The sequence below is a fragment of the Elusimicrobium sp. genome, from assembly GCA_015062115.1.
In the GTDB taxonomy this organism is placed as follows: Bacteria; Elusimicrobiota; Elusimicrobia; order Elusimicrobiales; family Elusimicrobiaceae; genus Avelusimicrobium.
Window position 1 is genome coordinate 46,841 of record SUVG01000004.1, and the last position, 18,188, is coordinate 65,028.

General features: G+C 46.8%; 17 protein-coding genes. 11 read left to right on the top strand and 6 right to left on the bottom strand.

Going from position 1 to position 18,188, the window contains the following annotated elements; translation table 11 throughout:
• Positions 1–38: 38 nt before the first annotated feature.
• On the bottom strand, positions 39–2,114 hold the full coding sequence (locus E7027_03730; GenBank protein MBE6421224.1) for a SpoIID/LytB domain-containing protein: 2,076 nt from the start codon (positions 2,112–2,114) through the stop codon (positions 39–41).
• Between the two features lie 67 nt (positions 2,115–2,181).
• Between E7027_03730 and lipA the strand changes: the two genes are divergently transcribed.
• Positions 2,182–3,072, top strand: coding sequence for a lipoyl synthase (lipA, locus tag E7027_03735; protein MBE6421225.1), 891 nt, complete (start codon positions 2,182–2,184; stop codon positions 3,070–3,072).
• Positions 3,073–3,087: 15 nt separating this feature from the next.
• Positions 3,088–3,456, top strand: a complete 369-nt coding sequence (locus tag E7027_03740) for a hypothetical protein (protein MBE6421226.1) — start codon at positions 3,088–3,090, stop codon at positions 3,454–3,456.
• 930 nt (positions 3,457–4,386) lie between these two features.
• Here E7027_03740 and E7027_03745 read toward each other — a convergent pair.
• The 4 genes from E7027_03745 to E7027_03760 all read right to left on the bottom strand — a co-directional run bounded on the left by E7027_03745 (position 4,387) and on the right by E7027_03760 (position 8,913).
• Positions 4,387–5,073: a hypothetical protein gene (locus E7027_03745; protein ID MBE6421227.1), complete on the bottom strand. Its 687-nt coding sequence runs from the start codon at positions 5,071–5,073 to the stop codon at positions 4,387–4,389.
• Positions 5,074–5,227: 154 nt separating this feature from the next.
• Positions 5,228–5,797 carry a hypothetical protein gene (locus E7027_03750; GenBank protein ID MBE6421228.1) on the bottom strand — a complete coding sequence of 190 codons (570 nt, stop codon included), beginning with the start codon at positions 5,795–5,797 and terminating at the stop codon, positions 5,228–5,230.
• A gap of 162 nt (positions 5,798–5,959) precedes the next feature.
• Positions 5,960–8,050: a glycine--tRNA ligase subunit beta gene (locus E7027_03755; GenBank protein MBE6421229.1), complete on the bottom strand. Its 2,091-nt coding sequence runs from the start codon at positions 8,048–8,050 to the stop codon at positions 5,960–5,962.
• Positions 8,050–8,913 (bottom strand): glycine--tRNA ligase subunit alpha, encoded by an 864-nt coding sequence (locus E7027_03760; GenBank protein ID MBE6421230.1) that lies wholly within the window; start codon positions 8,911–8,913, stop codon positions 8,050–8,052. Before E7027_03760 ends, E7027_03755 begins: the two co-directional genes overlap by 1 nt.
• An 89-nt stretch (positions 8,914–9,002) precedes the next feature.
• Between E7027_03760 and E7027_03765 the strand changes: the two genes are divergently transcribed.
• Positions 9,003–9,662, top strand: a complete 660-nt coding sequence (locus E7027_03765; GenBank protein MBE6421231.1) for an HAD family phosphatase — start codon at positions 9,003–9,005, stop codon at positions 9,660–9,662.
• A 64-nt stretch (positions 9,663–9,726) separates the two neighbouring features.
• Here E7027_03765 and recO read toward each other — a convergent pair whose 3' ends face one another.
• Entirely contained in the window at positions 9,727–10,422 is a 696-nt protein-coding gene (gene recO / locus E7027_03770; GenBank protein MBE6421232.1) for a DNA repair protein RecO, read from the bottom strand.
• Positions 10,423–10,561: 139 nt separating this feature from the next.
• Between recO and E7027_03775 the strand changes: the two genes are divergently transcribed.
• The 8 genes from E7027_03775 to mnmE all read left to right on the top strand — a co-directional run bounded on the left by E7027_03775 (position 10,562) and on the right by mnmE (position 18,186).
• Positions 10,562–11,323, top strand: a complete 762-nt coding sequence (locus E7027_03775; protein ID MBE6421233.1) for a hypothetical protein — start codon at positions 10,562–10,564, stop codon at positions 11,321–11,323.
• Between the two features lie 101 nt (positions 11,324–11,424).
• Positions 11,425–12,747, top strand: coding sequence for a hypothetical protein (locus E7027_03780; protein MBE6421234.1), 1,323 nt, complete (start codon positions 11,425–11,427; stop codon positions 12,745–12,747).
• Between the two features lie 135 nt (positions 12,748–12,882).
• The gene (locus E7027_03785) at positions 12,883–13,020 is read left to right on the top strand and encodes a 50S ribosomal protein L34 (protein MBE6421235.1); all 138 of its coding nucleotides are present in this window, start codon (positions 12,883–12,885) and stop codon (positions 13,018–13,020) included.
• Between the two features lie 3 nt (positions 13,021–13,023).
• A complete protein-coding gene (gene rnpA, locus E7027_03790) occupies positions 13,024–13,413 on the top strand; it encodes a ribonuclease P protein component (GenBank protein ID MBE6421236.1) in 390 nt (129 codons plus the stop codon).
• Positions 13,414–13,416: 3 nt separating this feature from the next.
• Positions 13,417–13,653, top strand: coding sequence for a membrane protein insertion efficiency factor YidD (gene yidD / locus E7027_03795; GenBank protein MBE6421237.1), 237 nt, complete (start codon positions 13,417–13,419; stop codon positions 13,651–13,653).
• A gap of 78 nt (positions 13,654–13,731) precedes the next feature.
• Positions 13,732–15,330 (top strand): membrane protein insertase YidC, encoded by a 1,599-nt coding sequence (gene yidC, locus E7027_03800; protein MBE6421238.1) that lies wholly within the window; start codon positions 13,732–13,734, stop codon positions 15,328–15,330.
• A gap of 14 nt (positions 15,331–15,344) precedes the next feature.
• The gene (locus E7027_03805; protein ID MBE6421239.1) at positions 15,345–16,694 is read left to right on the top strand and encodes a KH domain-containing protein; all 1,350 of its coding nucleotides are present in this window, start codon (positions 15,345–15,347) and stop codon (positions 16,692–16,694) included.
• Positions 16,695–16,842: 148 nt separating this feature from the next.
• Complete coding sequence (gene mnmE, locus E7027_03810; GenBank protein ID MBE6421240.1) at positions 16,843–18,186, top strand: tRNA uridine-5-carboxymethylaminomethyl(34) synthesis GTPase MnmE; 1,344 nt, start codon at positions 16,843–16,845, stop codon at positions 18,184–18,186.
• The last annotated feature ends 2 nt before the right edge of the window (positions 18,187–18,188 follow it).

Sequence of the window (18,188 nt, forward strand, 5' to 3'; positions counted from 1 at the left end):
TCATTATTTCTATTGAAAAAAACAGCGTGTGCGAAGTTTTAATTTTCGGGAGAAACAAAATCTGCCAATGGAAAATAGTGGTTTAAGATATCTTTGTAATCTTGCCCCGCATCGGCCCTGCCTGCGGCACCCGTTTGGCAAAAACCTACGCCATGGCCCCACCCGCCGCCATAGAAAACAAAGTGTTTGAGTTGGCGGTTTTCATAGTGGGGGACTACAATAAAATAACTGCTTCTAAGCATGCCTAAACTTAAATTATTGCGGATTACATTTTCTTTGTTCAGCGTGACGGTTCCCTTGGTTCCTTTGACAAGCAACCGACTGACATAGCCCGAGCGGCCGCGGCGTTGCGGGATCAAGGCAACAATACGGCCGATGTCTTTTTTCTTGCGCTTGATAACAGCCCGTAATTCTTCCTCGTCCACTACCCTCGTCCAACGGTATGCCGCCATGCTGACATGTTTATCGTAGCGGCTGAAGGCATCGTGCGGATATTGCAATAATTCTTTGAAGTGATAAGGCTGGAGTTTTTCAAAGTCAAAATTTTTATAATCGGAAACAGGGTGCAGATAGGGGGTGGAACTCCACCCGGCTTCTTTGGCGCTTTGTGTAAAACCGCCACAGTTGGCCGAAAACACGCTTTCTATCGGTTTTCCGTTATATTGCATGGTTTGCCCTATGGTAGATTCTACGGCCGCATTTCCGCGTTCGCTTTCAGCACTGACACCTCCGTATACTTGGCAGTTTTGCGTGTCGCACATATCGTAGCCGCTGGAGCGGTGTTTGCCGAGGTGTTTGAGGGCATAAGTGCGGGCCAGTACCGCTTGTGCGCGTAAGGCGTTCATGGGGAAGTTGGTAGGCATTTCCGAAGAAATAACCCCTTGCAGGTATTCTTCCATATCCACTACATTGACGGGTACCAATGTATTTAGTTTGGGGTTGTGGAGTACTTGTAATTTTCCGCGGTATTCTTTATCGTCCACGCTGGCCCAGGTCATGCCGGCGCCGCTCATGACATTTTTTACGATAATGGTGTGCCCTTCTCCTTCCGTTTTGGAAGAGGGGGAAACCGTAATAGATTTTTGAAAAGGAAATTTTTTACCGGTGGGGGATAAAAGATGCGTTTTGCCGTTTTCCAGTACGGCTACCCAACTTTCTTTGGCTTTACCGCGTACAAGAACTTTTCCGTTATCATTAAGTACCACAAACGCGTGCGACGGAATAAAGTGAACCGTCTTGCGGGCGGAAGGTTTACCGTTTGGGCGCATACCGATGCCGATTTTAATGGGGCGCGGGGCAACCCCTTCGGGTAGTATAACGGGCTTTACAAGCGTGTGGGAATCTATTTCTTTATCGGAAGAGAGTTGCTTTTCCGTACGGGTAATGCGCGGACGCAAGCGGGCCAGGGCCTTGCCGATTTCTTTGTTATTTTTATCGGACGAATAAATCATGCGGTATTGGCGGTAGGCTTCGTTATAATTGCCGATTTTTTCCAGCGCATTTGCGTAATGTTTTTTGGCTTCGATAAATTGGTGGTCGTAAGTGGATGCCTTTTGGAAAACTTCCGCCGCATTTTTATAATCTTTTTCTTCCTCGTACAAAAGCCCCAGTAAATAGTTGGAAAGAGCCGTGTGGGAATTGCCGCGGGCCGCCATTTGGAAATTATACTTGGCTAAATTTTTTTCGTTAAGCCCCATTTGCGCGCGGGCTAAATTGATGTGTAAAAATTCGGCACGGAAAGGGTCGTGCGGAAGTTCGGAAAGCAAACGCTCCGCGTTTACATATTGTCCGTCCGCCAGGTAGGCCTCGGCAAGCGTTTCAATAATTTCGCGGTCTTGCGGATGGGCGCGGTAGCCCGCCAAAGAAATATCTACCGCCAGCTTGGGGGAATTGCGTTCCATGGCAATATAGGCCGCATTTAGAAACGCTTGTTTATTTTGCGTGTCTTTGGAAAGGGCTATATAGGCTTGGAGGGCTTTTTCGGGCTCGTAAGAAAAGTATAAATCCCCGGCTTCTTTCAGGCGTTGTTCTTCGGTGAGCGAAGCGTTATTTTCGGCAGCGGAAACGGCCGAAAGACATATAAAAAAGAGAAGGACGGAAAGTAGTTTTTTCACGAAGGGCCCCTATTTTTATTTTATTATATCATATCCCCGGCGGACTTCGTTTTAGTATAATTTTTATATGCTTCCTATTCCCCAATGGTTAAAAGATTTAGTCGGCCGCAACAAAGCGGCGTTTCATTCTTCCGCAGCGCAGGCAGCCCAGCGTTCGCTTGATCACAACTGTTTGCATACGGTGTGCCACTCCGCCAAATGCCCCAATCGCGGAGAGTGTTTTAATTGCGGCGATGCCACTTTTATGGTGCTGGGGGATATCTGTACGCGCGGTTGCCGTTTTTGCGCGGTAACCAAAGGCAAACCGCTTGCTCCCGACACCAACGAGCCCGAACGGGTTGCTCAAGCGGTGAAAGCATGGAAAATTGAATATGCCGTTTTAACCATGCCCACCCGCGACGACTTGCAAGACGGCGGTGCGGCGCATTTTGCGCAAGTAATCAAGGCTATTCATACGCTTACGCCGAAAGTGCAGGTGGAGCCGTTAATCTCGGACTTAAAGGGAAATACAGACGCATTAAAAACCGTGCTGGAAGCCCACCCCGCAGTGCTTGCACACAATGTAGAAACGGTGCAGGAACTTTACCCTTCCGTACGCGTGGGTGCCGAATATAAACGCACGCTTACTTTGTTGGAAAACAGTAAAAAAATCGCGCCGGAAATTTTTACCAAGACGGGTTTTATGGTAGGCTTGGGGGAAACGGAAGAACAAATCAAAACCTTGATGCAGGACTTACGCAACGCAGGGGTAGATTTAATTACAATCGGGCAATACTTGGCTCCCTCAGCGGGGCATTATCCTGTGGTGCGCTATCCCGAGCCGCAAGAATATTCCGCTTGGGAAAAGCAGGCCCTTTCCATGGGATTTAAGGGGGCGGCCTGCGGGCCGCTCGTGCGCAGCAGTTACCGCGCGGGGGCTTTGTATCGCCAGGCATTGTTAAGCAATATAAAAAAATAATAGTATAATAAAATTATGAAGAAACTAATTTTTAGTTTATTTGTTTTAAGTTTTTTAACGGCTTGTGCCGGTAATCCGCCTGCGTGGTGGAACCCGGGAAATGTCTATTCCAACACGGGCCGCCAGACCGTTTCTAAAGAAAAGCAACAACCTAACCCCGCCCAAGCGGGTGCGCTTTTGGAAGAAATGGAAGAAGAGCCGACCGAAGTTTCCATTTCCGTATCAGACGAATCTTACGAAGAAATGGCCCTGACCCCGTTGCAGGACGAAGAAAACGAGGAATTAAGCGGTGATTCTTCCGCCCAAAGCGTTACCCCGACAGAGGAAGATTTTACGGCGGATTCGTCGGTTGAAGGGCTTCCTCTGCCCAGCGTATTAGAGTAGATTTGTTTTATAAAATTGTGTTATAACAACACAAGAAAAGTAGTTGTTGTTTTACCTAAACCTGTGGGTTTAGTTACAATGGCTGTTATTATTTGGGTTACTGAGAATGGCTCAAATATAATAGCCGTTTTTTTTATGCTTCTTCGGCTTCCTTGTTATATCTTGAGCCTAACAGAACAAGGAGAAAAAATGAAAAAAATAGTAGTCTTGCTAGGAATCCTACTGTGTGGCACGGGGGTTGCCTTTGCACAAAGTGGACTAAGAGTAGGGGATAATTATATTTCTATATCCTTAGGAGGTGGAAATTCTACTGACAAAGCAGAACAGGTCTTTGAATTGATATAACTTCCTACAAATTGGAACCCCTCGGTTTCTCCAACCGAGGGGTTCAACTTTGCGTCTTCATTTATACTCCTTTTTTACATGTTTCCTACAACCGGGCCACCTAACGGGATTTATGCCGCCTGCGCTCCAGCACGGCCGAACCAATACATCAACCGGAGGAGTTACCGTCATTCCGCTTTGCCGCGCGGCCTTCTTCCGCCACGCTACACCGCTTTACGACGCTTGACAAGCACCCCGTTTCACAAAGAAACAAAACCCAAAGGCCCTGTTCCTCTGCCGCCGAAACCGTCATGCCTGATGCCCTTGCAAGACACCGAACAGTTATGTAACAAAACCGCTCTAAACTTGCAACCGGAACACCCGCCCACATCTTTCGGCACGGTACCCGTCCCCGCTAACCTTCAGCTTTATCCGCTTTCCGGTAAACGGCACCCGTTGGCCCTTCAATTAAACTTCCGTAAAACTAGTATAAGGGAAAAAGAAAAAAAATCAAGGGGTAAAATAAAAAAATAATTTCTCGTCGGGGAAAAATAAAAAACACCCCAAAAAGCAAATGCCTTTTGGGGTGTTTGAAGGTAAAACTTTTTAGTCGGCCAATAAGTCTTCAGCCACGGGGGAATTTAGTTCTTCAAAATCTTTTAAGTTTTTGGAACCGATGCAAACATCAATCGTTTTGTATTTTGTGTTGATGATGAGGTGCAAGTTCGTCTTAAAAGTATAGTGGATAATTCCGTTTTCCAACAGGCTCGCTTTCAAGGGCGTAAGTTCCGCCGGGCGTTTGGTTTGTTGGGTGGGGGCGCTAAAGAAAAGACGCAAGAAGGTTACTTGCCCCAAAGACATATTGATCGGAGAGAAAGTATCCGCGTTGCGGGCATAGATTTTGTAATCTTCAAAAATGTCGTTATCTTTAAGCACGCTTTCTACATAAGAGTGATTTTTCAAAATAGCATCTTTGTGTTGGTGCGCGGTTGCCTGATTAACGAAGGTGCGTTGGCGTTCGGTTTGGACGCGTTCCACTTCGGTACGGACGGCATCTTGGGCTTCGTAAGCACCTACGGGTACAAATTTATGAGAGGTACCCAAGCCTAAAAAGGCCGTTTTCAAAAAGCGTTTAGCATCATTTTTTTTGGTTTGCGATTTTACCGCATACAACCAATAGGCGTAGTACCCTTTGTGGGTAATGCCGGAGTAGCCGCTGGTCCAGTCTTTTTGGGCGGCGGCGGGCAAGGTGAGCCCTAAGAACAACACTGCAACAATAATTACTTTCTTCATGCTAGTATTCCTTTCATTGGTTTAGTTATGAAATATTATAAAAAAGATTTGTCCCCGTAAAAAAGGGTCAAAAGACCTATATGCGTATAGGCCTTAGGACTCACATAAAAAAACCACTATCTGCAGATAGTGGTTTTTGTGAAAAGCAGAAACTTTAATCGTATAGACCGTCCTTGCTTTCCAAGAACAGGGTGCGCGATTCGTAATTAATGCGGATTTGATAGTTTGCGCCGGGGGTGGCATTTTGCCAGGCCAGGTAGGCTTCTTTCCCAGCGGAAATAAAGACCGGGGCCAAGGCTTTGTTAAATTTATCTTGCTGTACGGATTGTTTTAAGAAACTCATTAAAAAGAGCCATTCCGTTTTAGATAAATTTTCTAAAAACGCTCCGTTGGGGGCCAAAACAACTAACGAATAATTTTTGAAGAGTTGATGGCCTTTTTTGGCCTCTAACAAAAGTTTATACCTTTCTTGGGAACGCATAGTAGCGGAAAGTTCTTCTACTTGCGGGGTGGATACTTGGGGAATTTTATTTTCTTTTTCTACAAAGTCTCTTGCCCATGAAACAAAAATCTTCTTTTGGATATTTTTTGTTGTTTTTTTGCTTGCTTGCTCAGCGTGGCGTTGGCCTAATGCCGCAAGAATGGGGCTGGGGCCTTGCCATTGGGCAAAAGCGGGGACGGATAGAACAAATAAAGCAGATAGCAAAATAGCGGTTTTTTTCATAAATATCTCCTTGTATATAGTAGAACAACCTCCCTACACCCTCATTCTAACGTTGCCCGGTGTTTTCGGCAAGGGTCTTTGGGCCTAGGGCGCGGGTAGGTCTTAGCGGAAAAAGAAAACCTGCCCTTTTATAAGAGCAGGTTTTTTAGAAATTACTGATTTTTACAGTTGGGTAATATCGGCCACTGTTTGAGTAAGGTAGCGGCGCACGCGGGCCAACAAAGCCAAGCGGTTGGCTTTTACGGCCGGGTCTTGCGCGTTTACCATTACATCGGTAAAGAAGTTAGCCAATACTTCCTTAAAGGAACCGTAGGTTTTCAAGACGCGTAAGTAGGTTTCTTTATCGGCGGCGGTGTTAATGGCGCAACCCAAAGAGGCATCTACTTCGTGAATTTTGTCATACAAGGCTTTTTCGGCAGGAAGTTCAAATAAACCTTCGTTTACCGTTTCCTGCACATTTTCGGCTTTCTTTAAGATATTGCATACGCGTTTGGCAGATTCCAACACCGAAGAAAATTCTTCGCCGGTTTTGACGGTTTCCAACGCACAGACGAGCGCTTCCACTTGGGTAAGCGGAAGTTCGTACCAGTTGGATACCGCGCTTAACACACGCGCATCGTGGCCGCGTTGTTCAAGCACCAAAGCCAAGCGTTGGAAGAGGAACCCGGGCAGTTCCTTCAAGCCTTTATCCTGCGTGCCTTCGGGGAAGAGGGCCGCTGTTTTTTCCACTAATTCTTTTAAGGAAATGTTCATGCCCTTTTCCAGCAAAATGCGAACCGCACCAAAGGCTTGGCGGCGCAAGGCAAACGGGTCTTCGCTACCGGTGGGAATTTGACCGATTAAAAAGTTGCCCACCAAAGTATCCATTTTCCCGGCTAAAGAAACGATTTGCCCCACTTCGTCCGCAGGGAGTTCGGCGGAAGAAGTAAGCGGGTAGTAAAACTCTTTCATGGCGGTGGCGGCATCTTTATGGCCTTCCAATTCGGCATAGCAACCGCCCATGTAGCCTTGGAGTTCCGGAAATTCATAGACGACATGGCTGGCTAAATCGGCATACGCGTAAGAAGCGGCATAATCCACTGTTTGTTTTAAGGCGGTTTTACCCAGTTTTTCAGTCAACCAATTGGCAAGTTGTTGGGTGCGGGCAGATTTATCGTGCATCGAACCCAAGCCTTCCAAAAATTGCACATTTTTAAGTTTTTCCTTAAACGCCGCGAGGCCTTCTTTTTTATCGTTTTCAAAGAAGAATACCGCATCGGATAAACGCGCGGACATAACTTTTTTGAACCCGTCGCGCACTTCGTTTTGATTGACGGAAATGCCGTCTCTTACGGCGATAAAATACGGTTGCAGTTCACCCTCTTTGTTGGTAACGGGGAACATTTTGATTTGTTTTTTAAGCACCGTGGTAATAAGGTCTTTGGGGAGAGTGAGAAATTTAATTTCAAAATCTCCGCCTACGGCTACGGGGTGTTCGGTAAAAAATACCGTTTCTTCGATAAGGGCCGGATCCAAATCGGCTTGGTAGCCGCGAATTTGCGCCTCGTTGGAAACCGTTTTGATAAGGGCTTCCTGGCGGTCTTGCGGCAGAACCAGCACGGGTTGGGGTTGGTTGCGCAAGAGTTCGGCGTAGTAGGCTTTGTCGGCCTTGGCTACTTTAATCGGTTTTCTGCCAAAGGAAGAAAGCGGGTAGGTATTGCGGTCGGAAGTAACGCCCGCTACGCTAAATTTAATTACCTTTTCTCCGTATAAGCCGATTAAGGAACGAATCGGGCGGCCGTAGCGCAGGCCGGAGTCTTCCCAAATCATATTTTTGGCAAATTCCAAACCGGTTACCAAACGGGTAAAAATTTCGGGCAGGAGTTTTGCGGTTTTTTCGCCTTTAATTTTAATGTTGGCGTAGATAAACGGCCCTTTTTCGGTTTCTACTACCGTTAAATCTTCGGGCTTAATGCCGTTCTTTTGGGCAAACCCGGCAGATTGGGGGGTAAAGTTTCCGTTTGCATCTTTTAACAGTTTAGCAGGCGGGCCTTTTACTTCCTTTTGGATATCGGCAGACTTATCGGCCAGTTCTTCAATGAGTAACACCAATCGGCGGTAAGTGCCGAAAGATTGTACAGATTTATAGGCCAGGCGTTTTTCAGCTAAAACTTCCGCCGCCAAAGTTTCAAGTTGCTTTAAGGCGGGAGCCATAAAGCGCGAAGGCAAATGTTCTACCCCGATTTCCAATAAAGCATTTTTCAAAGTAGTCATTAGGCGGCCTCCTCTTCCTTCTTTTCTACACTGTCCACATAGGCTTTGGCACAGGCTTTGGCCAAATTGCGGATTTTGGTGATATTGTTGGTGCGGTCGGACACGCTGATAGCCCCGCGGGCTTCCAACATATTAAAGTAGTGGGAAAGTTTCATGGCGTCGTCGTATGCGGGGAGGTATAAGCCCTTTTTGCACAAAGCCATGCACTCTTCTTCGCACTCTTGGATATAGCGGCGCAAATGTTCCACATTAGATTCTTCAAAGTAGTAGTGGGAAAATTGCCGTTCGTTTTCGTGATGAACATCGCGATAAGTGACCGTGTCGTTCCAACGCAAATCAAAGACATTATCCACTTTTTGGCAGTACATGGCAATGCGTTCAAGCCCGTAGGTAATTTCTACCGTAATGGGGTTTAAGGCATAACCGGCCATGTTTTGGAAATAGGTGAATTGGGTGATTTCCATACCGTCGAGCCAAATTTCCCAGCCGACGCCGGAAGCACCCAAAGTGGGAGATTGCCAATCGTCTTCAATCCAGCGGACATCGTGTTGTTTAGGATCCAGACCAATGGCTTTTAAAGAATTTAAGTAAATTTCTTGAATATTGGCCGGGGCCGGTTTCATGATTACCTGATATTGGTAATACTTGCCCAAGCGGTTCGGGTTTTCGCCATAGCGGCCGTCGGCAGGACGGCGGCACGGTTCCACATAGGCGCGGTTAACGGGTTTGGTGGTTAAAGAGCCGAAAAAGGTTTCGGGGTTATAGGTGCCGGCGCCTTTTTCCACGTCGTAGGGCTGAACAAGAATACAGCCTTGTTTAGTCCAGTAATTGTTTAGGGCGGATATCATATCCTGAAAATTCATACCATATTTCATACGTATCTATATTATATAAAATAAGTATAGCGGTGGGTACCCGTGCGTATGGGCGCGAAATTTATTACAATAACTTTATGATTACAACCGTTATTTTTGATATGGACGGTTTGCTGTTAAGCACCGAACCTATTTATTTTGAGTGTTATAAAAAAGCCGCCGCCGAAGACGGGCGCGAGTTTACCTACGAACTTTTTGAAGCCTGTGTGGGTATGAGCGGGGAAGATTCGTGCGATTTGATTCAACATCATTTTGGCCCGGAGTTTGATGTTCAAAAGTTAATCCGCCGCACCTATGACCACTTTGAGGACTATATCCGACAGGGTGGGGAAGTAGATTTCCGTCCCGGGGCCAAAGAAGCGGTGGAGTATTTCCACCGGAACGGCTTTAAGGTGGCGCTTGCATCGTCCAATATCCGCCAATGGGTTGAGTATTTACTAAAGAAAAAAGGTATCAACCAATACTTTTCTTCCGTCACCACGGCAGACGATGTTTCCAAACCCAAGCCCGACCCGGAAGTGTACCTAAAAACGGCCGAAAAATTGGCAACCGATGTTACGCAGTGCCTGGTATTTGAAGATTCCATTGCCGGGGCCACGGCGGCCATTTCGGCGGGTATGCGCACTTGCGTGGTGCCGCAAATCAAACAACCCAATACCTTTGTGCGCCAAAACGCGTTTAAGGTTTATAGGTCACTCGAAGATATTTATAGCGATATGGAAGATTTAACCGCGTAGAGATTTTCCGTTTGGCAAAAAATATCCCGCCTGTTTCGGCGGGATATTTTTTGTTTAAGCAAATTCACGCGGGCATTTCCGCCGGGAGGGGTAAATTGTCCTCTGCCAAGGTATCCATGGAAACATCTTCCAGACCGAAAGGTTGGAGTGTTTGGAGCGGATAAGTTAAGTATTGGTTTAAGAAGCGTCTGCAAACACTGTTGCACTTGGAAAGCGAAAGTAAATCTTCCGGTTCGCTGAAAGTAAGCGAAGTGAAAGGGGCTTCGTGCATTTTTTGCCAAAACTCCGGGGATATTTTAAGCACGGGGTGATCTAACCCATAACCCGCTTGTTCCATCAACCGCAGGGTAAATGCCGCCTGAAAGGCCGGGTTAACAGGGCCTTTTTCCAGTTCGCTAAGGGCCGATAAAAGTAAATCAAATTTCCCTTCGCTGGGTTGGTGTAACGGGGTCAGCCGCATCATCAATTCACAAAAGTGAAATGCAAGCGCGGTGCGTTTCAGGTCTTGGCGAATAGCGGGAAAAACGGAAATCATTTTTCCGCCCGTAATCGTGCCGATAACCCCGCCGCGGCGCACATAAATGCGGTAATCTGCGCAGGCAAAAGGTTCGCTGACGGCTTTTAATTTTCCGGCAGGGCGCATCACCCCGGGCAAACGCGCGTTCAAGCGCCCGTGCTCGCGGGTGTAAAGCGAAACGATGCGGTCGGTTTCGCGAAATTCTTGGCGGAAAAGAATAATGCCTGCGTCAGTAAAAATCATTCTATATAAAGGGTAGCAAATTCCCCGGTTTTTTGTGAGGTTATTTAAGGGCCTATATCTTCTTGGGCCTTTTGGCCCTTGTAGTTTGAATTCAAATTTAGGAAAATTTTATACAACCTTAAATTGTTGGAAAATAAAGATGAAAAAACTGTCACTCGTGCTTTTTGCAACTTTCTTACTTTTACCGGGAGCCCTTTTGGCCCGTGGACCCAGAACCTTTCGACCCGTTGTAAATGCTTTTGGCAAGCAACCCGCGCGGCCGGTTGTTTCTTTGCCAAATGCGTGGGCTTTTCCTAAAACGCACTTTTCCCGTATACCTTCTGCCCGCTTTGTACAACCCGCTCAAGTTCCTTTGGTAAACGGTATCGGTAAGCAGAACCAAATTGTTTCTTTTACTCCCTCAAAACCTTTCGCGAGCAAATTGGAAAATTCTTTGGAACGGAAATTCGCGCAATACCGCTTGGCTAATCAATTCGGCCAAATCCGCCCGGTTCCTGCGCTTTCCATACTGGGTAATTTGCCTTCCCAACAGGAAGAATACCGCCGTTTGGTGGACGCCTTGGGAAGCGGGAAAGAGGAAAAGCCTTTGCCTTTCTTGGCTAAAATGTGGTTGGATAAAGGCGGGTTTGTTCGCTATCAAAACGAAGAACAACTGGCTGCCGATTGTCATGCCTTCTATAAAGGAGAAGGCACTGCTTATATTTATTCCCTCACTCAACATAAGGTATTGGTGTATGAACTCCCGATGCCTATTTTTTACCGAACTCCTTATTCCGGGTTTGTAACGCTTGTTCCCGGAGAAAAGTATGTAATTATGTATGATACGGTGGAAGAAAAAGGCCGTATCGTAGAAAAATGGCTTTTTGATAATCCCACTTTTTTTAGTTTAGTATCTCGGTAGAATCAAAAGACCTAACACAAAATAGGCCCTTTGACCCTTGTTATTACTTAAAAACTTTTATTGAATATATGTAAGGATAAATCTTAAAGAGGACTTTTACTATGACCCAATTAAACCGCTTTTCTTGTGTATGCTGTGCCCTTATGTTGCTTGCTCCTGCCGCTTTTGCTCAAAGGAATTTAATTAAGGGGGGGAAAAATGTTGCAAAGGCTTTAACCGGTGCTCCGGCCAAATTACCTGCTATCACTTCCCGTGCGGCTTCTGCTTTGCCTAAAACCGTTACCGCTACCCAATTAAAAATTAAATTCCCGGAAGAATATGTTCAACTGGAAATTCCCTTCCCTGCGCAAAGCCCTGTTACCGAAACTTTAGCCGAGTCTATCAGTAAAAAAATAGAAAAGGTTTCTGCTACAGGCGTGCTGGGCGGCGGAAACAGCAATCTGTCTTCCACCTTCAAAACTCCCGACGGAGAATTGGTTCGTAAAGTGGTATTGGGCCCCGAACACTTTTCTAAGTCCAATAAAGCCGGTACCACTATGGGGTATTTGAAAACTCAAAAGATGAGTTATCCTTTACAAAACCCCAAAGGTGCGGAAATTATCGTTGCCAAAAACGACAAACTGCGCTATTTGTCCGACTTGAAAGCAGTTGTAAAAAGAGATGATTTTTTAGTAAGAAACGCGGAAAGTGGAACCATTGAAATTGTCCGGAGTCAGCAAGCCCCTGCGTGGATGACCGAAGGTTTTGAGGCCGCTTATAAAAAAGAAAATCCGAGCCATTTTGATTTGCACTTTGCCTTTTCTCCCGAACCTGTGGCTGTGCGGCATTTTACCGGCATGAAAGCCCTTTTGGAAGATAAAGCGGCGGCGGAATTAAGAATCGAACTTCCTTTCCACCCGCTTACTAAGGCCCCTGCCACGGTTTATAATCTGCTTAGAACCTGCGAAGTAGTTGGGGTGGGGGAACTGGGCCCTCGCACCATGATTGTCCGCCACCAGGACGGTTCTTTTGATGTTCACGCTTTTGACGAAATTCCGCCGGTATTGGAAAGCCAAATTATCCAAGCGACTCCTGTAGTTCGGTCCATTTCGTTGGAAGTCGGCCCGAACGGAGAAATTTCTGCGTCTAAAGAGGCCCTTGAGATAGAGACTATAGAAACATGGACTAAAGCGGGTTTTCCGTTGCTGTACGATGGCCAAACGCAACTTGCCCAAGATTTACATGCTTTTTATAAAGGAAACGGGAAAAAACAAATCTTTTGGGGCGAAGAAGTAACGGTATATGAACTGCCTTGCAGAATAGGTTATAAACCAGTCGGAAGAGAAGGAACCTTCCTGGAACCCAATGGTAGCAAAGTGGTAATTTATAACGGACGCGGCGGACAAATTGTAGATAGATCTGCTTTGGAACTCTATAATAAATAATCTTTGTTTTGCAAACAATCGCAATAAAAGATATAATATAGTACGTTTCAAGTGAAACAATTTTAAATTAATTAATAGGAGATACGCTCTTTCCAGTTCGGGTTTCCCGTGCCAGAATTAGCGTATAAGAAGAAAATGTTACCGACTTACAGACCTAACAAAAGAAGACGTGCCAAACATATCGGATTCAGAGCCAGAATGGCTACCGCCGGCGGCAGAAAGGTGCTCAGCGCCAGAAGAGCCAAAGGACGCCACGAACTCATCAGAGCCTAATTTATGCAGCCCAATGGTCTGCCGCGTTTTTGCCGCCTTCACCTTAAAAGCGATTTTCAAGGGGTTATAAAAGGCGGCATTAAACTGCAATATAACGGAGTTGTGTTGTGGGGGAGGGGTAGCACAGAAAAGCGCCCGGCCCGTTTTGCGGTAGTGGTGTCAAGGAGACTTGGCCCGGCGGTTATGCGTAACCGCGCCAAAAGGCTTCTGCGGGAAGCATTCAGACTTAATAGGAAATACATTTTACCCGGAACGGACCTTGTTGTAAGTCCTCGGGACAGCGAAAAAATAGCAGATGTGCACGCAGCGCAGGACGCGCTCATGACACTGTGCGGCAAGGCCGCCCTGCTTAGAGAGTCTTCAGATAAAGCGAACCCTGCTATTGAAGATTAAAAAATGAAAACGATTTCGCTTTTTTTCAAGAATTTGTTGCTTTGGCTGCTCAGTGCGTTCATGTTATTTGTCCGCCCGCTTTTAGGGCCAAAAGGTGTCTGCCGTTTTACACCTACCTGTAGCCAATATGCCAAACAAGCGATTTCCAAATATGGCGTGTTAAAAGGTTCTTATTTAGCCGTCAAGCGGGTGCTTAAATGTCACCCGTTCCATCCGGGCGGATACGACCCGGTGCCCTGATTCCTTTCCCTGTCTGTTTATTTTCCGCTTGCCGGCTGCACGGTTCTTCCGTGTCGCCTGTTGTTATATAGGAGTATTATGAACAGACAGTTTTTAATTACCGCCATGTTTTTCTTGCTGGTAATTACCGGTTACAATCAGTTTGTAGCCCTTCCCCGTGCCCGCGCCGCTCAGGCCGCGGCCGAGGAACAGTTGAAAAAAACCGCAGAAGAAGCCTCCCAAAAAACTTCTTCCGCCGTTTTGGTGGCAGGCGCACCTGTTACCAAAGAAACACCTACCGAAAAACCCGAAGAACTCATTACCTTGAATCTTCCTCAGGCGGATATTACTTTTTCGTCTAAAGGTGCCGGGATTAAAACTTATCTTTTCAAAGATATTGTCGGCGATGTGGACCTGACCCCGTATCAAGGGCCCGGGTATTTTGCCACTTTACCGACGGTAGATTTTGCCGAGTTTTCCCGCACGCAAGATTCTATTACTTTCTCGGGGGATATCGTCCCCGGGTTTACCGTTTCCAAAACATATCGTTTTAACGAAAACGGTATCAACAACCTAACCGTTACCTTTGAAAACAAAACTTCCAAAGACTTAACCCTCGGCGAGTGGAACTACCACTTCGGCCCCGGGCTTTCTACGGTAAAAAGCGAACTCAAAGATAATGAACGGGAATCCAAAGCTGTCTATTTGGTACAAGAGGCCGGAAAGAAAAAACCGACCTTGGAAGTTTTTGAGAAGGACGATTCCCAGCCTTCCCTTCCGTGGGTATGGGCAGGGGTGGAAAACCGCTATTTCCTGTCGGTGTTGATTCCCCAAGATTGGAAACCGGGTGCTTTGGCCACGAGCAAGGAAGTAATCGGAAAACAAAAACGCATGTGGGGGCTTTTTGGCGAAGGTGATTTGAAAGGCCCGCAATTGTCCGTTTCCGTACCGGGTGCCAATGTGGAGGCGAACTCCAAACTCGTCTATAATTCCGACTTTTATTTCGGCCCGAAAGATTACAAAGCCTTCTTGGCTTTACCGTATCACTTGGATCGCAGTATCGCTTTCGGTTTCTTCGGTGCTCTTGGTAAAATTGCCCGTAATGTGTTGGAAACTTTTTATGGTTGGACGGGCAACTATGGGGTTTCTATTATCATGTTGACGATTTTGTTGCAAGCGATTCTGTTTAAGTTTACGCTGATGCAATTAAAATCGGCCGCTCAAATGAAAAAGATTCAACCCGAAATGAAGCGTATTCAAGAAAAATATAAAGGCAACCCCGAAGCCTTAAACCGCGAAACCTTGAACCTGTATCGCAAATACGGGGTCAATCCGCTCGCGGGTTGCTTGCCGATGCTTATTCAGTTGCCTATCTTTTTGGCACTGTTCAATGCGCTTAGAACTTCGTGGTCGTTACACGGAGCCGATTTCGTATTCTGGATTACGGATTTGTCTTCCAAAGATCCGTATTATATCTTGCCCATTTTAATGGGTGCAGTGATGTTCTTTCAACAAAAAAACAATATGCCTGCCGGGACAGATCCTGCCCAGGCCGCTATGTTTAAGTATATGCCGGTGTTTTTTACCGTGCTTTTTATGAACTTCCCGTCCGGCTTGGTGTTGTATTGGTTGACCAACAGCTTGCTTACTTTCGGGATTCAAACACTTGTTAACCGCAAAATAGCGAAAGCCAACTAAAGGAGTATTTTATTATGGCACACAAAATTAAAGTAGAAGCCAAAGAAGTAGCCGATGCAATCGCAAAAGGCTTAAAAGAATTGGGTTTAAGAAGAGATCAAGTAGAAGTAACCGTCTTAAAAACGCCGAAGAAAGGTTTTTTGGGCATAGGTTCCCGCCCGGCTGTGGTAGAATTGCGCCAAAAACGCTGGAGCACGGCTGATTTAGATGCGCAAATCTATATGGACGTCCCGAAGCGCAAATCTAAACCTTCCCGCGGCGGCCGCAAAGACCGCAACTCCCGCGGCGGTCGCAGAGGGGCTCGCCGTACCTCGGATTTGGAAATCCGTATTCCTCGCGTAGAAAAAGGCCCCAAAGCCAACGAAGCGCAACTTTTGCCCAGTGAGGCTATCCAGAACGCCGTTATCCCGGAAAACTTGAAAGCCCCCATGCAAGAAGCCAAAGATCACTTGGCCAATGTGTTAAGCCACATGGGCGTAAAAGTGGAAAACTTAAACGTGTGGTGGGACGAAAAACAACAACGCATCTTACTTACTTTCGATTGCGACCACCCGGCCATTGTTATCGGTAAAGAAGGCAAAACCTTGGAGGCTATTCAATATCTGTCCACCTTGGCTATCAGCCGTCATTTTGATAAACCGATTTCCGTCATCACGGATACGCAAAACTATTGGAGAAAAGCGGAAGATAAAATCGATGCCGAAATTGCCAAAGGTATTGATGCAATTAAGCGTGGGCACAGTGTGTTCCGTTTCCGCCCCATGAGTGCCCAACTGCGCCGCTATATTCACCGCGCGGTGGAAGGCCACGAATATGTGGTAACTGCTTCGGAAGGGGAAGGCAAATGGCGTAAAGTTACCTTCCGCCCTACCGATAAAGCCACGGCTGATTTCCAAGCCGGTAAAGCCCCGGCAGATTTTGTTCCCGGTGTAATCGGTGAGGATATCCCCGAAGAAACACAGGAACAAGCCCCTGTTCAGCCCGTGGAAGAAACCCCGGTGCAACCCGTAGAAACAGCCCCCGTTGCCGACACTACCCCGGTTGCTGAAACGGCTCCCGTAGCCGAAGAAAACCCGGCGGAAACCACTGCCCCGGAAGCGGTCGCACAAATGCCTGTTGCAGTTGAAGAAACGGTGGAAGTAGTCGTGGCGCAAGAACCCGTGGAAGAAAAACAAGAATCTTCTTGCTCTTGCTGCAGCGGTTGTTGCGGTTCCTGCGGGGAAGAACCTGCCCCGGCTGAAACCCCTGTTGGAGAAGAGGTGGCGCAACCCGCACCTGAAATGCAAGCCCCCGTGGCGGAAACGCCCACTTGCGATTGCGGCCCGTTATTTGAAACTCCCGCCAACACGGAAGAAAATAAATAAACCAATTGTTTTTAAGATAAACAGGCACAGGTAAAAACTGTGCCTGTTTTTGTTTTCCAGAGTCTATAAAATACCTTTCGTTTTTCTTTGCGCGCGTGCGTACGGAAAATATCCTAAAAAAGCCCCTCAAAAATGATAAAATATATCTATGCAAACAACCATCTGCGCATTGGCAACGGGTGCGGGCGGAGCGGTGGCTTTAGTGCGCCTTTCCGGCCCGGACGCTTTGTCTATTCTTTCTAAAGTTACCCGTCGGCAAACCGCCTGGTCTCCCCGTGTGCAAACTTTTTGCACTATCTACGACGGAGAAACCGTATTGGATAAAGCCCTCGTTACCTACTTTCAAAGCCCTCACTCTTTTACCGGGGAAGATGTAGTGGAATTTGCCCTGCACGCTTCCTCTTACATCAAAGGCAGACTGTTGGAACTTTTGTGCGAAGCCGGTGCCGTGCCTGCCAAAAGGGGGGAATTTTCCCAACGGGCTTTTTTGAACGGAAAAATGGATTTGTTGGAAGCACAAGGTTTGTGCGATTTGATTGCCTCGGGTAACAAAGCCGCTCATAAATTGGCGATGGACAGTTTGGACGGAAAATTGACCGCGGAAGTGGAAAAAATCCGCACCACCCTAGCGGAACTGTTGGCCCAAATAGAAGTGCGTTTAGATGATGTTGATGAAGAAATGGTACCGCTTGCGCAAAGTTTTGTAGCAGAAGAAATAAACAAAGCCATGTGCGTAATTAAAAAATTAGCGGATACTTTTTCCGTCGGTAAATTTATTAAAGAAGGCCTCAAAGTGGCTATCGTGGGCGTGCCCAACAGCGGTAAGTCCAGTTTGCTTAATGCCCTTGTGGGCTTTGACCGTGCCATCGTGGCCGATGCGTGTGGTACCACGCGCGACACGGTGGAAGAAACCTTGGAAATCAACGGTCAAAAAATTATTTTAACCGATACGGCCGGTATTCGCGAACATGCGCTTGACCCGGCCGAACAGGAAGGTATGCGCCGCAGTATGCGTGCCATGGAGCAGGCTGATGTGGTGGTGTTTGTGTTAGATTCTTCCCGTCCGCTTACAGAGGAAGAAAATGCTTTGTGGCAGGATATCAAAGCCCAAGAAAAGCGCGTGCTTATCGTGCATAACAAAACCGATTTGTCGGCTAAAGGAAATCTTCCGCAAGGGGCGGAAAAATATCAAACTCTGCCTGTTTCGTGCAAAACGGGTGAAGGGCTTGCGGAATTAAAAAAAGCCCTCACGGCCGATGTAACCGCCGCCCAAACCGAAGGCGGGTTAATGATTTCCAATCTGCGCCATTTTGAGGCGCTCTTGCGCGCTCAAACCGAATTGGAAAGCGCACTCCTTCGCCAAGAAGACGGAGGCGAAATCGTGGCCGAGCATTTGCGCGGTGCGATTATTTACTTAAAAGATTTAATCGGCGAAGTAACCCCGGACGATGTTTTGGGGATTATCTTTTCCAAATTCTGTATGGGAAAATAGAA

Bases quoted from the DNA above. Each gene is read 5' to 3' on its own strand.
- E7027_03805 (MBE6421239.1), top strand. From the start codon at position 15,345: ATGGCACACAAAATTAAAGTAGAAGCCAAAGAAGTAGCCGATGCAATC.
- E7027_03745 (MBE6421227.1), bottom strand. From the start codon at position 5,073: ATGAAGAAAGTAATTATTGTTGCAGTGTTGTTCTTAGGGCTCACCTTG.
- E7027_03760 (MBE6421230.1), bottom strand. From the start codon at position 8,913: ATGAATTTTCAGGATATGATATCCGCCCTAAACAATTACTGGACTAAA.
- rnpA (MBE6421236.1), top strand. From the start codon at position 13,024: ATGCAGCCCAATGGTCTGCCGCGTTTTTGCCGCCTTCACCTTAAAAGC.
- lipA (MBE6421225.1), top strand. From the start codon at position 2,182: ATGCTTCCTATTCCCCAATGGTTAAAAGATTTAGTCGGCCGCAACAAA.
- E7027_03785 (MBE6421235.1), top strand. From the start codon at position 12,883: ATGTTACCGACTTACAGACCTAACAAAAGAAGACGTGCCAAACATATC.
- yidC (MBE6421238.1), top strand. From the start codon at position 13,732: ATGAACAGACAGTTTTTAATTACCGCCATGTTTTTCTTGCTGGTAATT.
- yidD (MBE6421237.1), top strand. From the start codon at position 13,417: ATGAAAACGATTTCGCTTTTTTTCAAGAATTTGTTGCTTTGGCTGCTC.
- E7027_03750 (MBE6421228.1), bottom strand. From the start codon at position 5,797: ATGAAAAAAACCGCTATTTTGCTATCTGCTTTATTTGTTCTATCCGTC.
- E7027_03740 (MBE6421226.1), top strand. From the start codon at position 3,088: ATGAAGAAACTAATTTTTAGTTTATTTGTTTTAAGTTTTTTAACGGCT.
- E7027_03780 (MBE6421234.1), top strand. From the start codon at position 11,425: ATGACCCAATTAAACCGCTTTTCTTGTGTATGCTGTGCCCTTATGTTG.
- recO (MBE6421232.1), bottom strand. From the start codon at position 10,422: ATGATTTTTACTGACGCAGGCATTATTCTTTTCCGCCAAGAATTTCGC.
- E7027_03755 (MBE6421229.1), bottom strand. From the start codon at position 8,050: ATGACTACTTTGAAAAATGCTTTATTGGAAATCGGGGTAGAACATTTG.
- E7027_03775 (MBE6421233.1), top strand. From the start codon at position 10,562: ATGAAAAAACTGTCACTCGTGCTTTTTGCAACTTTCTTACTTTTACCG.
- mnmE (MBE6421240.1), top strand. From the start codon at position 16,843: ATGCAAACAACCATCTGCGCATTGGCAACGGGTGCGGGCGGAGCGGTG.
- E7027_03765 (MBE6421231.1), top strand. From the start codon at position 9,003: ATGATTACAACCGTTATTTTTGATATGGACGGTTTGCTGTTAAGCACC.